Source organism: Thermogemmatispora onikobensis, assembly GCF_001748285.1.
In the GTDB taxonomy this organism is placed as follows: domain Bacteria; phylum Chloroflexota; class Ktedonobacteria; order Ktedonobacterales; family Ktedonobacteraceae; genus Thermogemmatispora; species Thermogemmatispora onikobensis.
Genome location: NZ_BDGT01000001.1, coordinates 169,208 through 184,863, shown reverse-complemented (window position 1 = coordinate 184,863; position 15,656 = coordinate 169,208). Strand labels below are relative to the sequence as shown.

Below are 15,656 nucleotides of genomic sequence, written 5' to 3'. Positions count from 1 at the left end.
GAACAAGTAGAGGCGCCGTGAAAAACACAAGGAGCGAAACACTATGCTGCCTTTGCTCATTCTGATCGTCTGCATGCTATTGCTCGGCGGCCTGGTGGTGCTCATCTATCTCTACCTGCGCTGCGGCCTGGGCCGGCCACGACTCACGCAGCTCAGACGCTGGTCCTCCGACGCGAACACTGGGAGGCTGGGCTATCCAGCAGAGCCGATTCAGCCGACCACAAACGATGAGAGCCTGCTGCTGGCCGTCAACATGGCCGTCGACGAAACCAGCCGTCAGGCCCGACTCATCGCCTTCCTTCTGCTCAGTGGTTTTCTCCTGAGCATCCTCCTGCTCCTGCTGGCACTTGGAGGCCAGCTCTAAACTCCAGCACAAGGTCAGGCAGGAGCAGGAGCTGTTGGCTTCTGACCCCAGACTGTCACCAGGGTCCAGAGAGCGCAGAAATCGTCTTGTTGCATCTCAGCCAGGGCCTGCTGCATCTGACGCTGTAGCTCCTCGCGTTCGATTAAGCCGGCACCCAGCAAGAACGGCTGGATCAGCTCCAGGCCCATCAGGCAGTCTTTAAAGAGGCTGTAGTAGGCAGGGGTATCGATCGACCACTCGATGGCGCTTGCGTGGAGGCGTACCTGCTCGAAACCGGCCTGGCGTAGCAAGCGAGGAAGGACGGGGGTGATCCCAACGTGGCGCCCATCGGGTGAAAAACTGCGTCCAGCCATCTTCAGAACGCGCGTTCCCAACTCGTGCAAAGCGCTCAGCGTTGGGCTGGTTGTCAGCGACAGCTCGCCCTCAGTCAGGCGTAGCACAGCACCTGGCTTCAGCAGGCGATAGCCTTCGGCCACCAGATGTAGCCAGGCTGCGGGCAGCATGAAGCCGGACAGCAGGCGGCCATTCACCAGATCAAAAGCCGCCTCGGGGAAGGCCAGCGGCTCCATAACATCCATTACCTGGAAACTGACGTTTGCCAGATGCTGCGTCTGAGCCTGGACCGTCGCGTACTCTACGACAGCCGGGCTGATATCGACTCCGATCACTTCGGCATCGGGATAAGCGCGTGCCAGATCCAGAGCCCAGCCGCCTGGGCCGCAGGCCAGGTCGAGCACTTTGGCCGTTGGGGGAAGTGTCAGCCCTTCGGGGAAGAGGCCCCCCATGCCCTCGGTGATAATGCGCTCCTGCATTGTCAGGCGAGCCAACTCGCCTGGATTCTCAGGATCGATCACATAGGTATGCCGGCGTCCAGACAATGGCGTGCCAGACGGGTGCTCGGCAGATTGCCCTGCTGAACTGCTCATGATCTGCTGGTTCCTCATCAAAGTCTGGCAGAGCAAGGGGAGCGCTACAGCTTCAGGCTGAGCAAGAAAGCAAGGCTGCAGCGTTTGTCAGGTCCTTGAGAAGCAAGCGCTCCTCCTGCTCGCCGTTCTTCCTCTGTCCTATCAGGATAGCATTACTGCTGACCGAGGGACAAGCTCAGCAATTGACGCGGGAGCGGCGCGGGATTCAGCGCACAGCAAGACAAGCGCCAAAAGAGCCGTGCCATCTCCGCCTGTCGTCCTGGCAGGGTAGGGAGAGGAGCACCGGAAGGGTCGAGGCAGCAGCAGCCCGTACTTAACCCTGGCGGTGTTGCCCTCCCCTCGGAAGGACAGGTCAGCACAATAGGGGGACCTGGTCGCCCTGCGGTAGCCCACTCTCACAGCGAACAGACTGGCAAGCCTCAACTGTTCAGGCTCGCAGACCTCAGACGGCGGTGAACAGATCGGGCGAGGCCTGTCCCCGCCCAGGGCTGCTTCCATGGAGCAGAGCGCGCAGCGTCGACGATAGCCGCTTGACTCCCTCGCGAAGTTGCTCCGGGGACTTATCGGCGAAGGTCAGGCGCACACTCGGCGGCTGCTGCTGGCTGTTCTCGACGCGGAAAAGCTGACCAGGAGCCAGCAGCAGGCCACGATCGGCGGCCTTCTCAATCACCTCATATTCTTGCAGCTGTGACGGCAGCGACAGCAGCAGATTGAAGCCTGCTGTCGGCACCGTCCAGCGGCACTCAAGCCCGGCCAGCTCCTCCTCTAAGAGATGCAGCAATGTATCGCGCCGGCGCCGATACTCCTGGCGAGAAAGACTCAGCTCTTCCTCGAAGGCGGGATCGCTCAGGTGCTCCAGAAGAGCACGGGCCAGAGGCAGTGAAGCGCCGCGAGCAAACGCCTGCTTGCCCTCGACCAGGCGCGCCAGGATCGGCGGAGCTGCTACGATACAGCCGAGACGCAGCGTTGGAAACAGCAACTTGTTGAAGCTCTTCAGATAGATCACGCGCCCCTCGCGGTCAAAACTCCGCAGGGCCGGTGGTGGCTCACTGCCTGACTCGGTATAGCATAGCTCGCTGCAATAGTCATCTTCGACAACCAAGAGATTATAGCGGCTGGCCAGCTCGACTAGCTGCTGGCGACGCTCACATGACATAGTAGCGCCCGTGGGCGAATGGGCCGTTGGCACCACGCACAGCAAACGAGGGCGGACTGCTGGCCCCTCCAGCACCTGTTCCAGCAGATCGAGACGCAGCCCCTCCTCATCAACTGCGATCGGATGACAGACCGCACGCTGCTGCTCGAAGATATCCAGAGCTGCCAGATAAGCCGGCTCTTCGATAAAGACCGGATCGCCCGGCGCCAGTAATACGCGCGCAACCAGGTCCAGGCCTTGCTGGTTGCCGCTTGTGAGCAAAATCTCTTGTGGTTCTGCCTGGAAACCAGAACGGGTGAAATAGCGACTCAGGTAGCTGCGCAGGGCCTCGTCGCCCAGGGTCGAACCATATTGCAATACCTGTAGACTGGCTGCCTGCCGGGCCTCCTCGGCCAGAAGCTGCCCGGCGCGCGCCATCGAGCGCTGCCAGCGTTCGATCGGAAAGAGGCTAACATCGGGGTAGCCACTGCTCAGATTGAGCAGTGTCGCAGGATCGCCCCAGCGCTCCAGGGCGCGCTGAGTCAGCCACTGCAGTTGGCCAGCCCGGCTGGCCTGCGGTGCTAATCCCCCGAGCCAGCCCGCGGCCCAATCCAGCCGTTGGCGTTGGCAGGTCGAGAGCGAAACGCTCGCCTGGAGATCCCCCCCGAAAGGGGCGCGTACCCGTGCCAGGGCCGTCAGCGAGGAGGAAAGAATATAGGTACCGCGCCCAACGTGACCGCCGATTACCCCCTCACTGGCGAGAAGATCATAGGCTTGAGCGACCGTCGTCGTGCTCACACCCAGCTCCGCCGCCAGGCGGCGCACCGGTGGCAGCTGCATGCCCTCCGTTAACTCTCCCCTCACAATGGCACTTTTGATTTGTTCGGCAAGCTGCTGATAGAGCAGAGTGCGCGTGCTCTTGTCCAGTGAAAAAGTGATACTCATAGTCCCTGCCTGGCTTCGTCCTACCTGCTATCTCATGGGAAATACTATAGGTTACAGATGGGGTTCATTTCGCCATTTGGAGCCTTTAAAGATTGTATAGCCTAGTATATGCGAATCCACAATCGTTGTCAATTCAGCAGTTTGCCGCTCTCTCCTTTACGCAAGAGAGAGATTGTACACAGATGACTATCGTCAGATGATGAGCAGAAGACCACTTCAAAAGATTGTATGTTGCAGTGATACAATTGAGACGATTGACCATTGAAGCATGGCGCGGGAGAAGGAGAGAGCGAGCGGCGTCGATGGTATAATATCCTCTGCCGGCCAACGAAGGCGGGAGGCGAAGAAGTGCCTGTCGCATCCATTCTGAACCCGGTCGGCGAAAGGCGGGAACGCACTTGACATCGCTACCTGAGCGCATGCAGACGCGCTTCACGGAACTCGTCGACATCCGCTATCCTATTGTCCAGGGAGGGCTGTCCCATCTCTCCTTTGCCGAGCTGGCGGCGGCGGTCTCCAATGCTGGCGGCCTTGGACAGATCGGCTGTGCCTGTTTTGCCACGCCTGAAGAACTGCGAGCCGAAATCCAGAAGGCCAAGCGGCTAACTGACAAACCTTTCGGCGTCAACTTCCCCATCGGGCATATTTCCCTAGAGCCGTTTCTCGATGCTGCGCTCAGCGAGGAGCCAGCGGTCATCAGCATCACCGGTGGCAATCCCGAGCCGCTACTCAAGCGCATTCAAGCGAGTGGCGTAAAGGTACGCACGATGGTGCTTGTCGCAGGGGTGCGGGCTGCGCGCAAAGCGGAGGCCCTGGGGGCTGATGCTGTCATTGCCGTCGGTTTCGAAGGCGGGGGGCATCTCGGGCGTGATGATATTGGGACGCTGGTACTGACGCCGCGCGTAGTCGAGGCCGTCAAGATCCCCGTCCTGGCCAGTGGCGGCATCGCCGACGGGCGAGGGCTTGCGGCGGCCTTGGCCCTGGGAGCCGAGGGTATTGAGCTGGGCACGCGCTTTGTAGCCGTGCGTGAGAGCAATGCCCACCCGCATTATCAGCAGGCGCTGCTCGAAGCTCAAGAGACCGATACCATGATTATCGAGCGCAGCATTGGGCGACCGGCGCGCGTTCTCAAAGGGCCAGTCGCCGAGCGTATTCGCCAGGTTGAAGAAGAGCTGGAGCGTGCAGGGGCTACTGCTGAGGAGCGCCTGCGCCGGCTGTTGCCGCTCATCAGCGGCGCTGTTAACAAGCGAGCGGCTCTGGAGGGTGTTCTCGACGAAGGCTTTGTTTGGGCCGGGCAGGTGGTGGGCCTCATCCATGATATTCCCACGGCCCAGGAGCTGATAGAGCGCATTGTTCAAGAAGCCTGGGAGATCAGCCAGCGCCTGCCGGGCGTTTTTGCCGGACCGCGCTGAGCCAGGCGCCTGGCTGAGAGGCGGGCGAGTGAAGGTCGAGCGGGGCCATCCTCGCGCCGTCGGCGAGTGACAGGTCCTGCTGGACGGAGCGGTCGTCTGATCGGCCAGGCTCGACCTCCCTGAGCCTCGTCACCTTCCCGGCTCCTGGTTGGCGGGACTGGTGGCCATGCGCGTCAGGAACTCGCCGATCTCGGCGAGAGCGGCCATAGCGCGACAGGTGATCTCAATCGACTCGTAGTAAGGAATGCCTTCCTCGCGTAGGAGCTGGAGCGCGGGAATATCCTGATCGTAGCGAGCGTAGATGGTTTGCACCAGGACCGGCTTAGCGTACTGGCGCACGAGGCGGCCCAGCTCGTGGGCGGCCTCCTCCTCTCGCGCCCCGAAGGCTTCAGAGAGCAGCCAGCGATAGCCGCCGAAGAGCCCCGTAATGATGACGCCATCAACATCGGGGTCGGCCAGACAGACCTCGCTCAGGCGAGCGAAAGCCAGCGGGTCCTCGTCTGCGGCGCCGGCGACATCGATCGGATTGGTAGCTGTTGCGCGGGCGGGCATCAGAGCACGCAATTGCTGCTGTGTCTCCTCCTTGAGGACGGGCACCTCCAGGCCGCAGCGCAAAGCGGCGTCGCCGGAGGCTACCACGCTCCCGCCTCCATCGCCTACAATAGCGATGCGTCGTCTCCCGCCTGGGGTCGGCGGCTGGAGCGCCAGGGCCCGTGCCACCGGATACAGCTCATCCGAGCGGATGACGCGCACCACGCCGCTGCCGAGTAAGGCGGTATCGTGGTCGGGACGCACCGTCGCCAGGCTACCGGTGTGAGCCAGAGCGGCGCGCACCCCGACCTCGGTGGCCCCGCTCAGCAAGATGACCACCGGTTTATAGCATCCCTGGTGATAGAGCTGCCGGGTCACCTGTTGGAGTGTCTCTTCGTCGATGGCTTCGACATAGCCAGCGATCACCCTGGTGTCGGGGTCATTGGCCAGGTACTGCAGGTACTCGGGGAAGCGCACATCGGCGCCATTCCCCATGCTGAGGAAGGTTGTGAAGCCCAGGCCCTCAAGCTGGGCCTGCGCGTAGAGATACATCCCAAGGTTGCCGCTTTGGGAGACCAGGCCGATCGGCCCCTCTGGCAGGGGGAAGGCCATGCCCAGGGCATTGAGCCGGGCGCGCCGTACGTAGACCCCCATGCAGTTGCTGCCCAGGATACGGATGCCGTGCTCGTGGCAGCGAGAGACCAGCTCCATCTCGCGGGCGCGGCCCTCGGGGCCGGTCTCGCTGAAGCCGGCGGTGACGATCACGATGCCTTTGACCCCGTGAGCGATGCAATCGTCGACGGCGGCGGGCACGTGCTGGAAGGCGGTTGTAATGATGGCCAGATCGACAGGCCCGGGCACAGCACGCAGGCTCGGGTAGGTGCGCTGGCCAAGGATCTCGGGGGCGCTGGGCGTGACCAGGTAGACCTCGCCCGGAAAGCTCGCCAATAGCTGGCGAGCGGCAACATGCCCCCACTTCTGGGGGGCGCGCGATGCGCCAATGATGGCGACAGAGCGCGGGTGCAGCACTTCCTCAAGCGTATACAGCCGGTTGCTCATTCAACCCTCGTCCTTGGAATCGTCGGTATCGGTGGGTGGCCCCTGTTCGCGCTCACGCCGCAGCAGCTCCTCGACGCTGCGAATGAGCACATCCGCGCTCGGCAGGGGACCGGTGCCGGCGGGGTGGTCGAGGTCGGTGGCCAGGCCGCGGCTTGTCTCTACCACGGGTGGCTCCTCCTCGTCCTCTGGATCATCCTCGTCGTCCTCATCCTCCTCGTCTGCCAGGGCATGGATCTGTTCTTCCAGACGGCGGACGTAGGCACTGGCTTCGGGATCACGGGCTACCAGTGCGGTGATCTGCTCTTCGAAGCGGACGGCGTCCGCCTGGATCTCGTTGAGGTCGAGGTCGAGGGAGAGGAGGCTGTTGACATAGGTTAAGAGGGCCGCAGTCACCTTGATGTTCGGGGTGGCGGCCAGGTAGTGGGGCGCTGCCGCCCAGAGACTGGCTGCTGGGATGCTCGCACGGCGGCAGGCGTCCTGCAACACGCCGATCATGCCGGTGGGACCCTCGTAGCCAGAGCTGTGAATGTCCAACTCGCGTAGTCGTTCCTGGAGCTCGGGCGTCGACGAGCTGCCTGTAATGGGCACTGCCAGCGAATGAGGGATGTCCGCCAACATGGCTCCCAGCAGAATGACCTCCGAGACGTGGAAGTGGCGGCAGACCTCGAGAAAGCACTCGCTGAAGGTGCGCCACTTGAGCTGCGGCTCTACCCCCAGGTAGAGGATGATGTCGCGCTCTTGCTCGGGAAGGCCGTGGGCAGAGAACTGGTTGACGGGCCAGATCAGGGAACGCTGCATGCCGTCGACAATACGCACGATAGGCCGCGTCTCAGTGAAGACGTAGAAGTCTTCGCTGTCAATTTCTGCGATCTTCACTGGCTTCCAGCGATCTATCAGGAATTTGATGGCAGTAGTGGCCGAGTCGGCGGCGTCGTTCCAGCCGGCTAAGGCGGCAATTAGCACCGGGTTGCGTAGTTGCAGGTGTTCACGATAGTACTGGATCAGAGACATGCTCATACCTCTCTCTGCCTTCCCTGGACCGTATCCTACACATTCTATCATGTCGGGGAAATTGTGGGCAGTCTCCCCTCTTCCTCGACGATCCACCCGCGACTGGCTCTTGATCCTCCCTGGGGCACGGGCTATAATACCCTGACAATGTGGGCCTGCCTGCAGACGCTCGCCGTGCCGAGGATGCGGGCAAGAGAGCAGGTGCGCTCTGAAGCCGGTGGCAGGAGGCGGTTTCTGTGATGGAGCTGAACCCTGGTCTGATTCTCTATCAGGATCATCATATGCTGGCGGTCAATAAGCCGGCGGGCGTGGTGATTCATCCCACCTATAAGCATGCTGACGATACGCTCTGGAATATGATCCTGGCCTATCTGGACCGGCAGGGACCGGAGGAGTGGCAGCCGCCAGAATTACCCGATGAACCGGGCTGGGAACGGGCGCCCGAGGCCGTACGCTTGATGCTGCGCGAGCGGCGGACAGCGCGCTTGCGAAAGCAGGAGGGGCCGTTGCCCAGGCCAGTGCTCTTGCATCGTTTGGATAAGGATACGTCAGGGGTGGTCTTGTTGGCACGGACGGAGAACGCCCGACGCTATCTGGGACGGCAGTTCAATGAGCATCGGGTGCTGAAGCGCTATCTGGCGGTGGCCTTCCCCGGGGCGCCAGCCTGGACACGACCGCTGCAGCCACTGCGGGCGCGTCACCTCTCGCTGGCTGCACTGGAACAGGGACCAGGACGAGAAATGGCTCACCCGGTTGAGACAGGGGAGTTGCCCAACTCGGCTGTGCTTGCGGTTGCTGGAGAGGAGCCGCTGCCATTACCTGTCGGGAGCCTTTGGTTGCTCGATGGGCCGATTCAGCGTGACCCCCAGGATCGCCGACGCTGTGTGGTGGGGCCAGACGGCTTGTCTGCCCAGACAGTGATTCGTGTGCTGGCCCAACAGGGGGCGTTTCTCTTGCTGGAAGCGCGCCCAATTACAGGGCGGATTCATCAGATTCGGGTCCACCTGGCATCTCTGGGTTATGCGCTGGTCGGTGACCAGACCTATGCTCCTCCTCCGCTGCCGGGAACACCCCAGGCGGCTTTGCCGCGCCAGTTTCTCCATGCTTCCAGTTTGACGGTACGTCGCTATCCCGATGAGGCGCCGGTGACCCTGGCGGCACCGTTGAGTGAGGATCTGCACCTCTGGCTGGAGGCGCACTTTTCTGCGGCCCTGTCCCTGCTTGCTGACCAGCAATGGCCTGCCTGACTGCCTTCTTCTTGATCTGTATTTCTTATAGCCTTAATCGATTATAGCGACGGCCAGCCTAGCCCCTGCTTCTGGCTGCGGCTGTCAGGAGATTCAGGAAGCTTCTCCCCAGTCGCGTAGCAGCGCCTGGGCCGCGTTATGGCCAGGTGCTCCCATGACACCCCCACCGGGATGGGTGCCTGATCCGCAGAGGTAGAGGCCGGCGATTGGGGTGCGATAGCGGGCGCACTCGGGTGTTGGACGCTGACCAAAGAGCTGGTCGGGGGTGATCTCACCGTGGAAGATGTGCCCTTCGGTCATACCATAGCGCTGCTCGATGTCCACAGGACTGAGCACCTGGCGGTCGATGATGGCATCGGCGAAGTTGGGGGCGAATTCACACATGGTAGCAATGACGCGCTCGGCCATTGCTGCTTTGACTTCCTCGCTCCAGGAATGACCTTTCAGGTGGTAGGGGGCGTATTGGCAGAACAGCGAGATCAGGTGCTTGCCCGGTGGCGTGAGCGATGGGTCGGTAGCTGACTGCATGTAGGCCTCGATGTAGGGACGGCGCGACAGCTCGCCACGCAGTGCGTCCTCGTAAGCTTGCTGCACCCAGTCGGGGGTCGGCGAAATCTCGCATGAGCCCGCGTGCTGCAGCCCCGGTTCGCTGCCTGGCAGGCAGGTAAAGCTCGGTAGCTCTTTGAGGGCAAGGTTGATCTTGATGACGGGGCTTTCTGTTCTGAAGCGCTTGATGCGCGCCAGGAAGCCGGAATCAAGGCCGACGTCGGCGCACAGTTGCAAGAAGGTCCGTTTGGGGTCAGCGTTAGAGAGGACTGCGCGAGCGCGCAGCTCTTCACCGCTCTCCAGACGTACACCCTCGGCTCGCCCGTTGTGAATCAGGACGCTGGCCACGGGGGCGCCGGTGCGGATTTGGGCGCCGTGGGCAGTGGCTGAGGCCGCCAGGGCGAAGCTGATGCGTCCCATGCCGCCGCGAACGTAGCCCCAGAGGCCGCGCTGACCATTCACCTCGCCAAACATGTGATGCCACATTACGTAGACGGACCCCGGCGTTTTGGGTCCGATGAAGCTGCCAATGACGCCTTGACCAGCAAAAGCGGCTCGCACCTGGTCGGATTCGAAGTACTCGGCGAGCAGATCATAGAGGTTGCCGAACATGAGCCGACTGAAGATTTCTTCATCTTCGCCGCGAAAACGGGCCGCCAGCTCTGCCAGGGTGGGCGGCTCCTCTAGAAGGAGTGGCGTGAGAAGGTCTGAGGCGCGTTCAAAGAAGCGCAGAAAGCGGGGGTAAGCGGCGGCATCGCGCAGCGAGAAGCGCCGTATTCCTTCGGCAGTTTGCTCACTGCTGGCGCGAATGAAGAGGTAGCTGCCGTCCAGGAAGGGAACAAACATCTGGGGATCTTTGACGTAGGCTTCAAAGCCGTAGCGCGCTAACTCAAGATCGCGGATGATTTCCGGTCGCAGTAGGCTGACAACGTAGGCGCAGGGGGAGACGCTGAAACCTGGGAAGGGTTCTTCGAGTGTGCAGGCACCCCCTACACGGTCGCGCTGTTCAAGGACAAGCACACGCTTGCCAGCGCGCGCCAGGTAGCCGGCTGCAACGAGGCCGTTATGGCCGGCTCCGATGATGATGACATCGTAGTGATAGTGCTCGCTCATGGGGATTCCCTTTCTGCTCTGCTCTGCTGGCGACACGATGCGAGCGAGGCGTCTGCAGCACGGCCCGCCCTTTGAGATGCTCTCTTTGCTTGGGATGATAGCCGCCAGGCCCGCGCTTCGTCAAGTCGCCTCGCTCCCCCAAGGCAAAAATTTGCTTATAGCCATGGAAGAGCAGAGTTCCTGTCTGCCAGTGAGGAGAAGAAGGTGCTGGTCAGACTCAAAATTCGTATAGCCATTAGCTACAACTTCCTGCTATCACCCTGGAAGCCACTGGAAGCCACTGGAAGCCAAACGAGCCAAAAAAGGAAGAAAGCAAGAGGCAAACAGAAGCCCACCCAAGCACAACCAGCACCATACCAGGCACAAGCAACAGCCCCTTTCTCTCAGCCTGTTACCTGTCGCTGCCTGCACCGTCCGAACCCTTCAGGGGAGAGTTATGCTAAACAGCAGAGAGCGTATCGACAGTGCTCACCACCCGCCATGCCAAAGGCTAACAGGTACAATAATGAAGAAAAAGATTTTGGGCACTAAGGAAAAACGAAGCATCTTCTATATCACTATATGTACATTATTGCTTCTTCTGGGAGCATGTGGCCCAAGCAGCGAAGGGGCGAGCCACCAGCCTCCGGCCTCAGCAACTGCCATCTCACGTCCTGCAACAGCCCAGCCCGACTGGCAGGGGCGGAGCCAGGAGAGTGATCGGCAGCTGGTTGCCAGGGCTCAGCAGATCCTGGCCAGCATGACCCTTGACCAGAAGCTTGGTCAGCTCATTATTGTGGAATACCTGGGCCATGATTACCAGACCAGCGGCCTGCAGGAAATGATCCGCGATCAATACGTTGGCGGCTTCATGTATCAGGAAAGCAACCACAACTTCGACGCGCCCTATGACAGCATTGAGGCGGTGGCCGCCTTCTCGAAGCAGGCCATGCAGGATGCCAGGATTCCCCTCCTGATCGCCACCGACCAGGAAGGGGGACTTGTCAACAGGCTCTACAAGTTTCATGGTCCGCTGCCCTCAGCGGAAGAGATGGCCGCCACAGGACAGCCCTCCTATGCCTACCAGCAAGGCAGCCAGGCTGCCGAATGGATGAAACAACTGGGCATCAACAGCGACCTGGCGCCAGTCGTCGACGTCCACACCGTCGACCCGCCAGTGTTAGAGACACGCATGTTCGGGAGTGATCCGCAGACAGTGGCCACCTATGCTGGAGCCTACCTGCGGGGGCTGCAAGAGCACCAGGTTGCCGGCTGCCTCAAGCACTTCCCTGGACTGGGAGCCATCACCTCCGACCCCCATAGTGGCCTCCCAGTGGTCAACCGCAACCTGACCACTCTCAAGCAGATCGACCTGGCCCCCTACCGTCTGATGATTCCCAAAGACCAACCAGCCATGATCATGGCCACCGACGTCCTGATGCCAGCCATCGACCCGCAACTGCCGGCGGAGCTCTCGCCAAAGGCTATCGACGGTGTACTCCGACAACAACTCGGCTATGACGGGGTAGTCATCACCGACGGCCTCTACATGCGAGGCATCAGCGAACAGTGGTCACTGAGCGAAGCATCCGTCATGGCTATCGAAGCCGGCAACGACCTCATCGAAGGTCCCTACACACCAAGCCAGGTGGCAGACGTCATCAGTGCCCTCAAGGCCGCACTGCAGCAAGGCCACCTCACAGAAACGCGCATCAACCAATCAGTCGAGCGCATTCTCCTGCTCAAGCTACGCTACGGGATCATCCACTAGAGGAGACGAGAGAGGAGAGAGAGCCAGGAAGGCACTCGCCTTGCCCTCCCCCTCCCTCTCTCCCTTCTCCCCCCAACCAACCTCCCCGCCTTATGCCAGGCCGGCAGCCTCATCAACAGCCCGGGCCAGGGTTGTCCAGTCCTCCTCGCCTCGCCCACGAGCAACCCCACTGAGCAAGCGATCATGGACGAGGCCAGCCAGCGGCATGGGCACCTGAGCCTCATCAGCAGCATCCAGAACCAGGCCAAGATCCTTAAGAGCCAGACGCTGAGAGAAACCGGGGGCAAAACGACGCTCAGCGATCATGCGTCCATAGTTCTGATAGACCGAGCAGGCGAAAATCGTCTGAGCCAGCATCTCCATCAAGGCCGACCGCTCAACCCCATGCTTCTCAGCCAGGGCCAGAGCCTCAGCCAGAGCCTCCAAAGCCGAGCCGACTAAGAAATTGGCGGCCAGCTTTACTACATTTGCCAGGGCCGGCTCATCGCCAAATGGAAAGACAGCCTGACCCAGCACCTGCAAGAAAGGCAAGACCCGCTGCCTGGCCGCCGGCTCACCAGCCAGGCAGATCCAAAGCTTGCCAGCAGCCGCGGCATCAGGCCGCCCCACTACAGGAGCTGCCACATAGGCACAGCCCCGCTCTGCATGCAGGAGCTGCATACGGCGCGCAATAGCAGGCGAGACAGTACTGAACGAGACATGCACCCCACCAGGAGCCAGACCAGCCAGCAGACCATCGTCCCCTAACGTCACCGCCTCCAGCGCCACATCATCTGCCAGCATCGAAAAGACAATCCCCCCTGGCTCAGCCAGATCACGAGGACGCTCAACGCGCTGCGCTCCCTCAGCCACCAACGCCTCAGCCCGGGCAGGTGTGCGGTTATAGACGCGCAGACGATAGCCAGCACGGAGCAGATTACGAGCCATAGGAAGGCCCATACGCCCCAGGCCAGCGAAGCCAGGCACGCTCAGACGCTCAGTCACCGTGTGCAAACCTTCCTTTCCAGTACTTTTCGTAAACCAGCGCTCGGAACCAGACCAGAACGGCAAGGCTGCAGAGCAACCCGCTACCAGAGAGCATCTTACCATTACCAGAAGGAGAGAAGCCCCACAGCCAAACCCAAAAGCGGGCACAAGACAACCATCACCCAGGGGCGACCGGCCTCAGCTACCCAGCACTCTTGCAACAAAGCCCCACACGCCATACAGTATGATATGGCGGAAACAGAGCAAGGGAAAGGTAAGGGGCAGAAACAAAAAGAAGAGAAGAGTCCCACCACAGCCCCAGGCAAGCCAAAAGGAAGCAAGCAGGCAAAGAGAGACATGGAGCAAAACATCCCTCATGAACTCCGCCAGGCACTGCGCCAGGCCAGACGGATCGCTGCCCTGACAGGGGCAGGAATCTCAGCCGAGAGCGGCATCCCCACCTTCCGCGACGCCACCAGCGGCCTCTGGACACGCTTCAAGCCAGAGGAACTGGCGACACGCGAAGCCTTCGAACACAACCCACATCGCGTCTGGGAATGGTACGCCGAGCGGCGCCAGCAAGCCGCCACCGCTCAACCCAATGCCGGCCACCGTGCCCTGGCTGCAATGGAACGCTACGTAGAAGAAGTCACCATCATCACCCAAAACGTTGACGGACTGCACCAACGCGCCGGCAGCAGCCGCGTCCTTGAACTGCACGGGAACCTCTTCCGCAGCAAATGCTTCGCCCAGGGTCACCCAGTCGATCCCCCAGAGACAACCAGCGAAGAAGAGATCCCCCCACGCTGTCCACAGTGCGGCAGCTACCTGCGACCAGACGTCGTCTGGTTCGGCGAACTGCTACCCGAACACACCTATTACCAGGCACTGCAGGCCGTGCTCAGCTGCGACGTCCTCCTCGTCGTCGGCACCTCGGGCATCGTCGAGCCAGCCGCCTCGCTCCCCCACACCGCCCTGCGGGCAGGAGCAACAGTAGCCGTCATCAACCCCGAAGCGACACCACTGCTGCAAGAAGAGACCAGCTACGGCCTCAAATCAAGCCGACTCTACGACCTGCGCGGCAAGGCAGGCGAGATACTCCCCACCCTGATCAGCGCTGTCTGGCAAAGCACCACCGACCCTGATCAGCCAGCCGACCGCCACGAAAACAACTGAGTGAGACGAGTCGCGGCCATCGTGGCCGCGACTCAGCCAGGGGAACTGGCCTGAGACCCAAGAAGCTGGACAAGAGAGTGTATACTAGAATCATCTAGTTGTCTAGATCAGTTCCAGCCCAGGGGAGGAACAAAGCGAATCGTGGCCCGCATCAAACTTGCCTACATCGGAGGAGGCAGCACCCGAGCCGCCGGCACACTCGCCTCCTTCATTGCCCAAGGAGAGAACTTCAACGGCTCCGAGATCGTCCTGATCGACCTCAACGAAGAACACCTGAAGATCGTACACACTATTGCCCGCAGACTGGCCCAGGCCCGCGGCCTGGATCTCACCATCAGCAGCACCACGGACCGGCGAGCCGGGCTGCGCGACTGCGACGCCGTACTCACCAGCTACCGACCAGGCGGCTTTGAAGCGCGGCACCTTGACGAAAGCATCCCACTCAAGCACGGCATCATCGGCCAGGAAACCCAGGGACCTGGCGGCTTCTTCATGGCCCTGCGCAGCATGGCCGTCATGCAAGAGATCATCGCCGACATGGAAGCCGTCTGCCCACAGGCCCGCCTCTTCAACTACACCAACCCGATCAACATCATCTCAGAAGCCGTCACCCACCACAGCGCCATTCCCACCATCTCCTTCTGCGAAGGCCCGATCATGGACGCCGCCCGCTTTGCGCGCTACGCCGGGCTGGACCCGGCCCGGCTCAGCGTGCGCTTTCGCGGTCTCAACCACGGCTCCTGGGGCCTCAACGCACGCTACGACGGACAGAACCTCCTGCCACTGCTGGAAGAAACCTACGAGCGACTGCGGCGTGCACATCCCGAAGGCGAAACCAGCTCCGACCCTGAGCTGCGCTACACGCTGCGACAACTACACCTGGCTGTGAGCATGCAGGCCCTTCCCAACCACTACTTGCAGTACTATTACTACAAGGACGAACTGCTGGCCGAACTGCAGGCCAAGCCAACGACGCGCGCCCAGGACATCATGGCCAGCGTTCCCAGCTACTGGGCCCACTACCGAGAGCAAGCCGAGCGCGAGGTCCCAGTCCTCGACCCGGCACGCTCGCGCGGCGGCCTCCACGAACTCGAGCTAGCCATCGACGTCATGGACGCCATCTACAACGACCGCGGCGAACTCTGGTACGTCAACGTTCCCAACCGGGGTGCCCTGCCGGGGCTGCCCGACGACCGCGTGGTCGAAATCGTCGGCTATGTCGACCGCCAGGGCGTCACCCCCCTCATCCACGAGCCACTGCCGGCCCACCTGCGGGGCCTCATCGGTCAACTCGCCGAATACCAGGCCCTGACCGCAGAAGCAGCCTGGCGAGGCAACCGGCGCGACGCCATCCGCGCCCTGGCCAGCCATCCCCTGGTTCTCTCCCTGAGCAAGGCCGAAGCCCTCTACGACGAAATGGCCGCTGCCCATCGCGCCTACCTGCCAGAGCGCCTTCTGCACTAGACCAGCGATGG

Annotated in this window: 12 protein-coding genes; 6 read left to right on the top strand and 6 right to left on the bottom strand. The window is 61.6% G+C overall.

What is annotated here, in order from left to right; genetic code table 11:
- Positions 1-43 precede the first annotated feature (43 nt).
- Positions 44-364 (top strand): hypothetical protein, encoded by a 321-nt coding sequence (locus tag BGC09_RS00710; RefSeq protein WP_069801273.1) that lies wholly within the window; start codon positions 44-46, stop codon positions 362-364.
- A 14-nt stretch (positions 365-378) separates the two neighbouring features.
- Here BGC09_RS00710 and BGC09_RS00705 read toward each other — a convergent pair whose 3' ends face one another.
- Complete coding sequence (locus tag BGC09_RS00705) at positions 379-1,290, bottom strand: class I SAM-dependent methyltransferase (protein ID WP_069801272.1); 912 nt, start codon at positions 1,288-1,290, stop codon at positions 379-381.
- A 442-nt stretch (positions 1,291-1,732) separates the two neighbouring features.
- Positions 1,733-3,370, bottom strand: a complete 1,638-nt coding sequence (gene pdxR / locus BGC09_RS00700) for a MocR-like pyridoxine biosynthesis transcription factor PdxR (RefSeq protein WP_069801271.1) — start codon at positions 3,368-3,370, stop codon at positions 1,733-1,735.
- A gap of 419 nt (positions 3,371-3,789) precedes the next feature.
- Between pdxR and BGC09_RS00695 the strand changes: the two genes are divergently transcribed.
- On the top strand, positions 3,790-4,782 hold the full coding sequence (locus tag BGC09_RS00695) for an NAD(P)H-dependent flavin oxidoreductase (protein WP_069801270.1): 993 nt from the start codon (positions 3,790-3,792) through the stop codon (positions 4,780-4,782).
- A 129-nt stretch (positions 4,783-4,911) separates the two neighbouring features.
- On the opposite strand, the gene BGC09_RS00690 is transcribed toward BGC09_RS00695, so the two are convergent.
- Together BGC09_RS00690 and BGC09_RS00685 are read right to left on the bottom strand one after the other, a co-directional pair.
- Positions 4,912-6,372 (bottom strand): acetate--CoA ligase family protein, encoded by a 1,461-nt coding sequence (locus tag BGC09_RS00690; RefSeq protein ID WP_069801269.1) that lies wholly within the window; start codon positions 6,370-6,372, stop codon positions 4,912-4,914.
- Positions 6,373-7,389 carry a PAC2 family protein gene (locus tag BGC09_RS00685; RefSeq protein ID WP_176728808.1) on the bottom strand — a complete coding sequence of 339 codons (1,017 nt, stop codon included), beginning with the start codon at positions 7,387-7,389 and terminating at the stop codon, positions 6,373-6,375.
- Between the two features lie 233 nt (positions 7,390-7,622).
- Between BGC09_RS00685 and BGC09_RS00680 the strand changes: the two genes are divergently transcribed.
- The gene (locus BGC09_RS00680) at positions 7,623-8,630 is read left to right on the top strand and encodes an RluA family pseudouridine synthase (protein ID WP_069801267.1); all 1,008 of its coding nucleotides are present in this window, start codon (positions 7,623-7,625) and stop codon (positions 8,628-8,630) included.
- Between the two features lie 93 nt (positions 8,631-8,723).
- On the opposite strand, the gene BGC09_RS00675 is transcribed toward BGC09_RS00680, so the two are convergent.
- The gene (locus tag BGC09_RS00675) at positions 8,724-10,289 is read right to left on the bottom strand and encodes a phytoene desaturase family protein (RefSeq protein WP_069801266.1); all 1,566 of its coding nucleotides are present in this window, start codon (positions 10,287-10,289) and stop codon (positions 8,724-8,726) included.
- A gap of 739 nt (positions 10,290-11,028) precedes the next feature.
- Between BGC09_RS00675 and BGC09_RS00670 the strand changes: the two genes are divergently transcribed.
- A complete protein-coding gene (locus BGC09_RS00670; protein ID WP_218103911.1) occupies positions 11,029-12,039 on the top strand; it encodes a glycoside hydrolase family 3 protein in 1,011 nt (336 codons plus the stop codon).
- 90 nt (positions 12,040-12,129) lie between these two features.
- Here BGC09_RS00670 and BGC09_RS00665 read toward each other — a convergent pair whose 3' ends face one another.
- A complete protein-coding gene (locus BGC09_RS00665; protein WP_218103910.1) occupies positions 12,130-13,023 on the bottom strand; it encodes an NAD(P)-dependent oxidoreductase in 894 nt (297 codons plus the stop codon).
- Positions 13,024-13,362: 339 nt separating this feature from the next.
- Between BGC09_RS00665 and BGC09_RS00660 the strand changes: the two genes are divergently transcribed.
- Together BGC09_RS00660 and BGC09_RS00655 are read left to right on the top strand one after the other, a co-directional pair.
- Positions 13,363-14,181, top strand: coding sequence for an SIR2 family NAD-dependent protein deacylase (locus BGC09_RS00660; protein WP_069801264.1), 819 nt, complete (start codon positions 13,363-13,365; stop codon positions 14,179-14,181).
- Positions 14,182-14,322: 141 nt separating this feature from the next.
- Entirely contained in the window at positions 14,323-15,645 is a 1,323-nt protein-coding gene (locus tag BGC09_RS00655; RefSeq protein WP_069801263.1) for a family 4 glycosyl hydrolase, read from the top strand.
- The last annotated feature ends 11 nt before the right edge of the window (positions 15,646-15,656 follow it).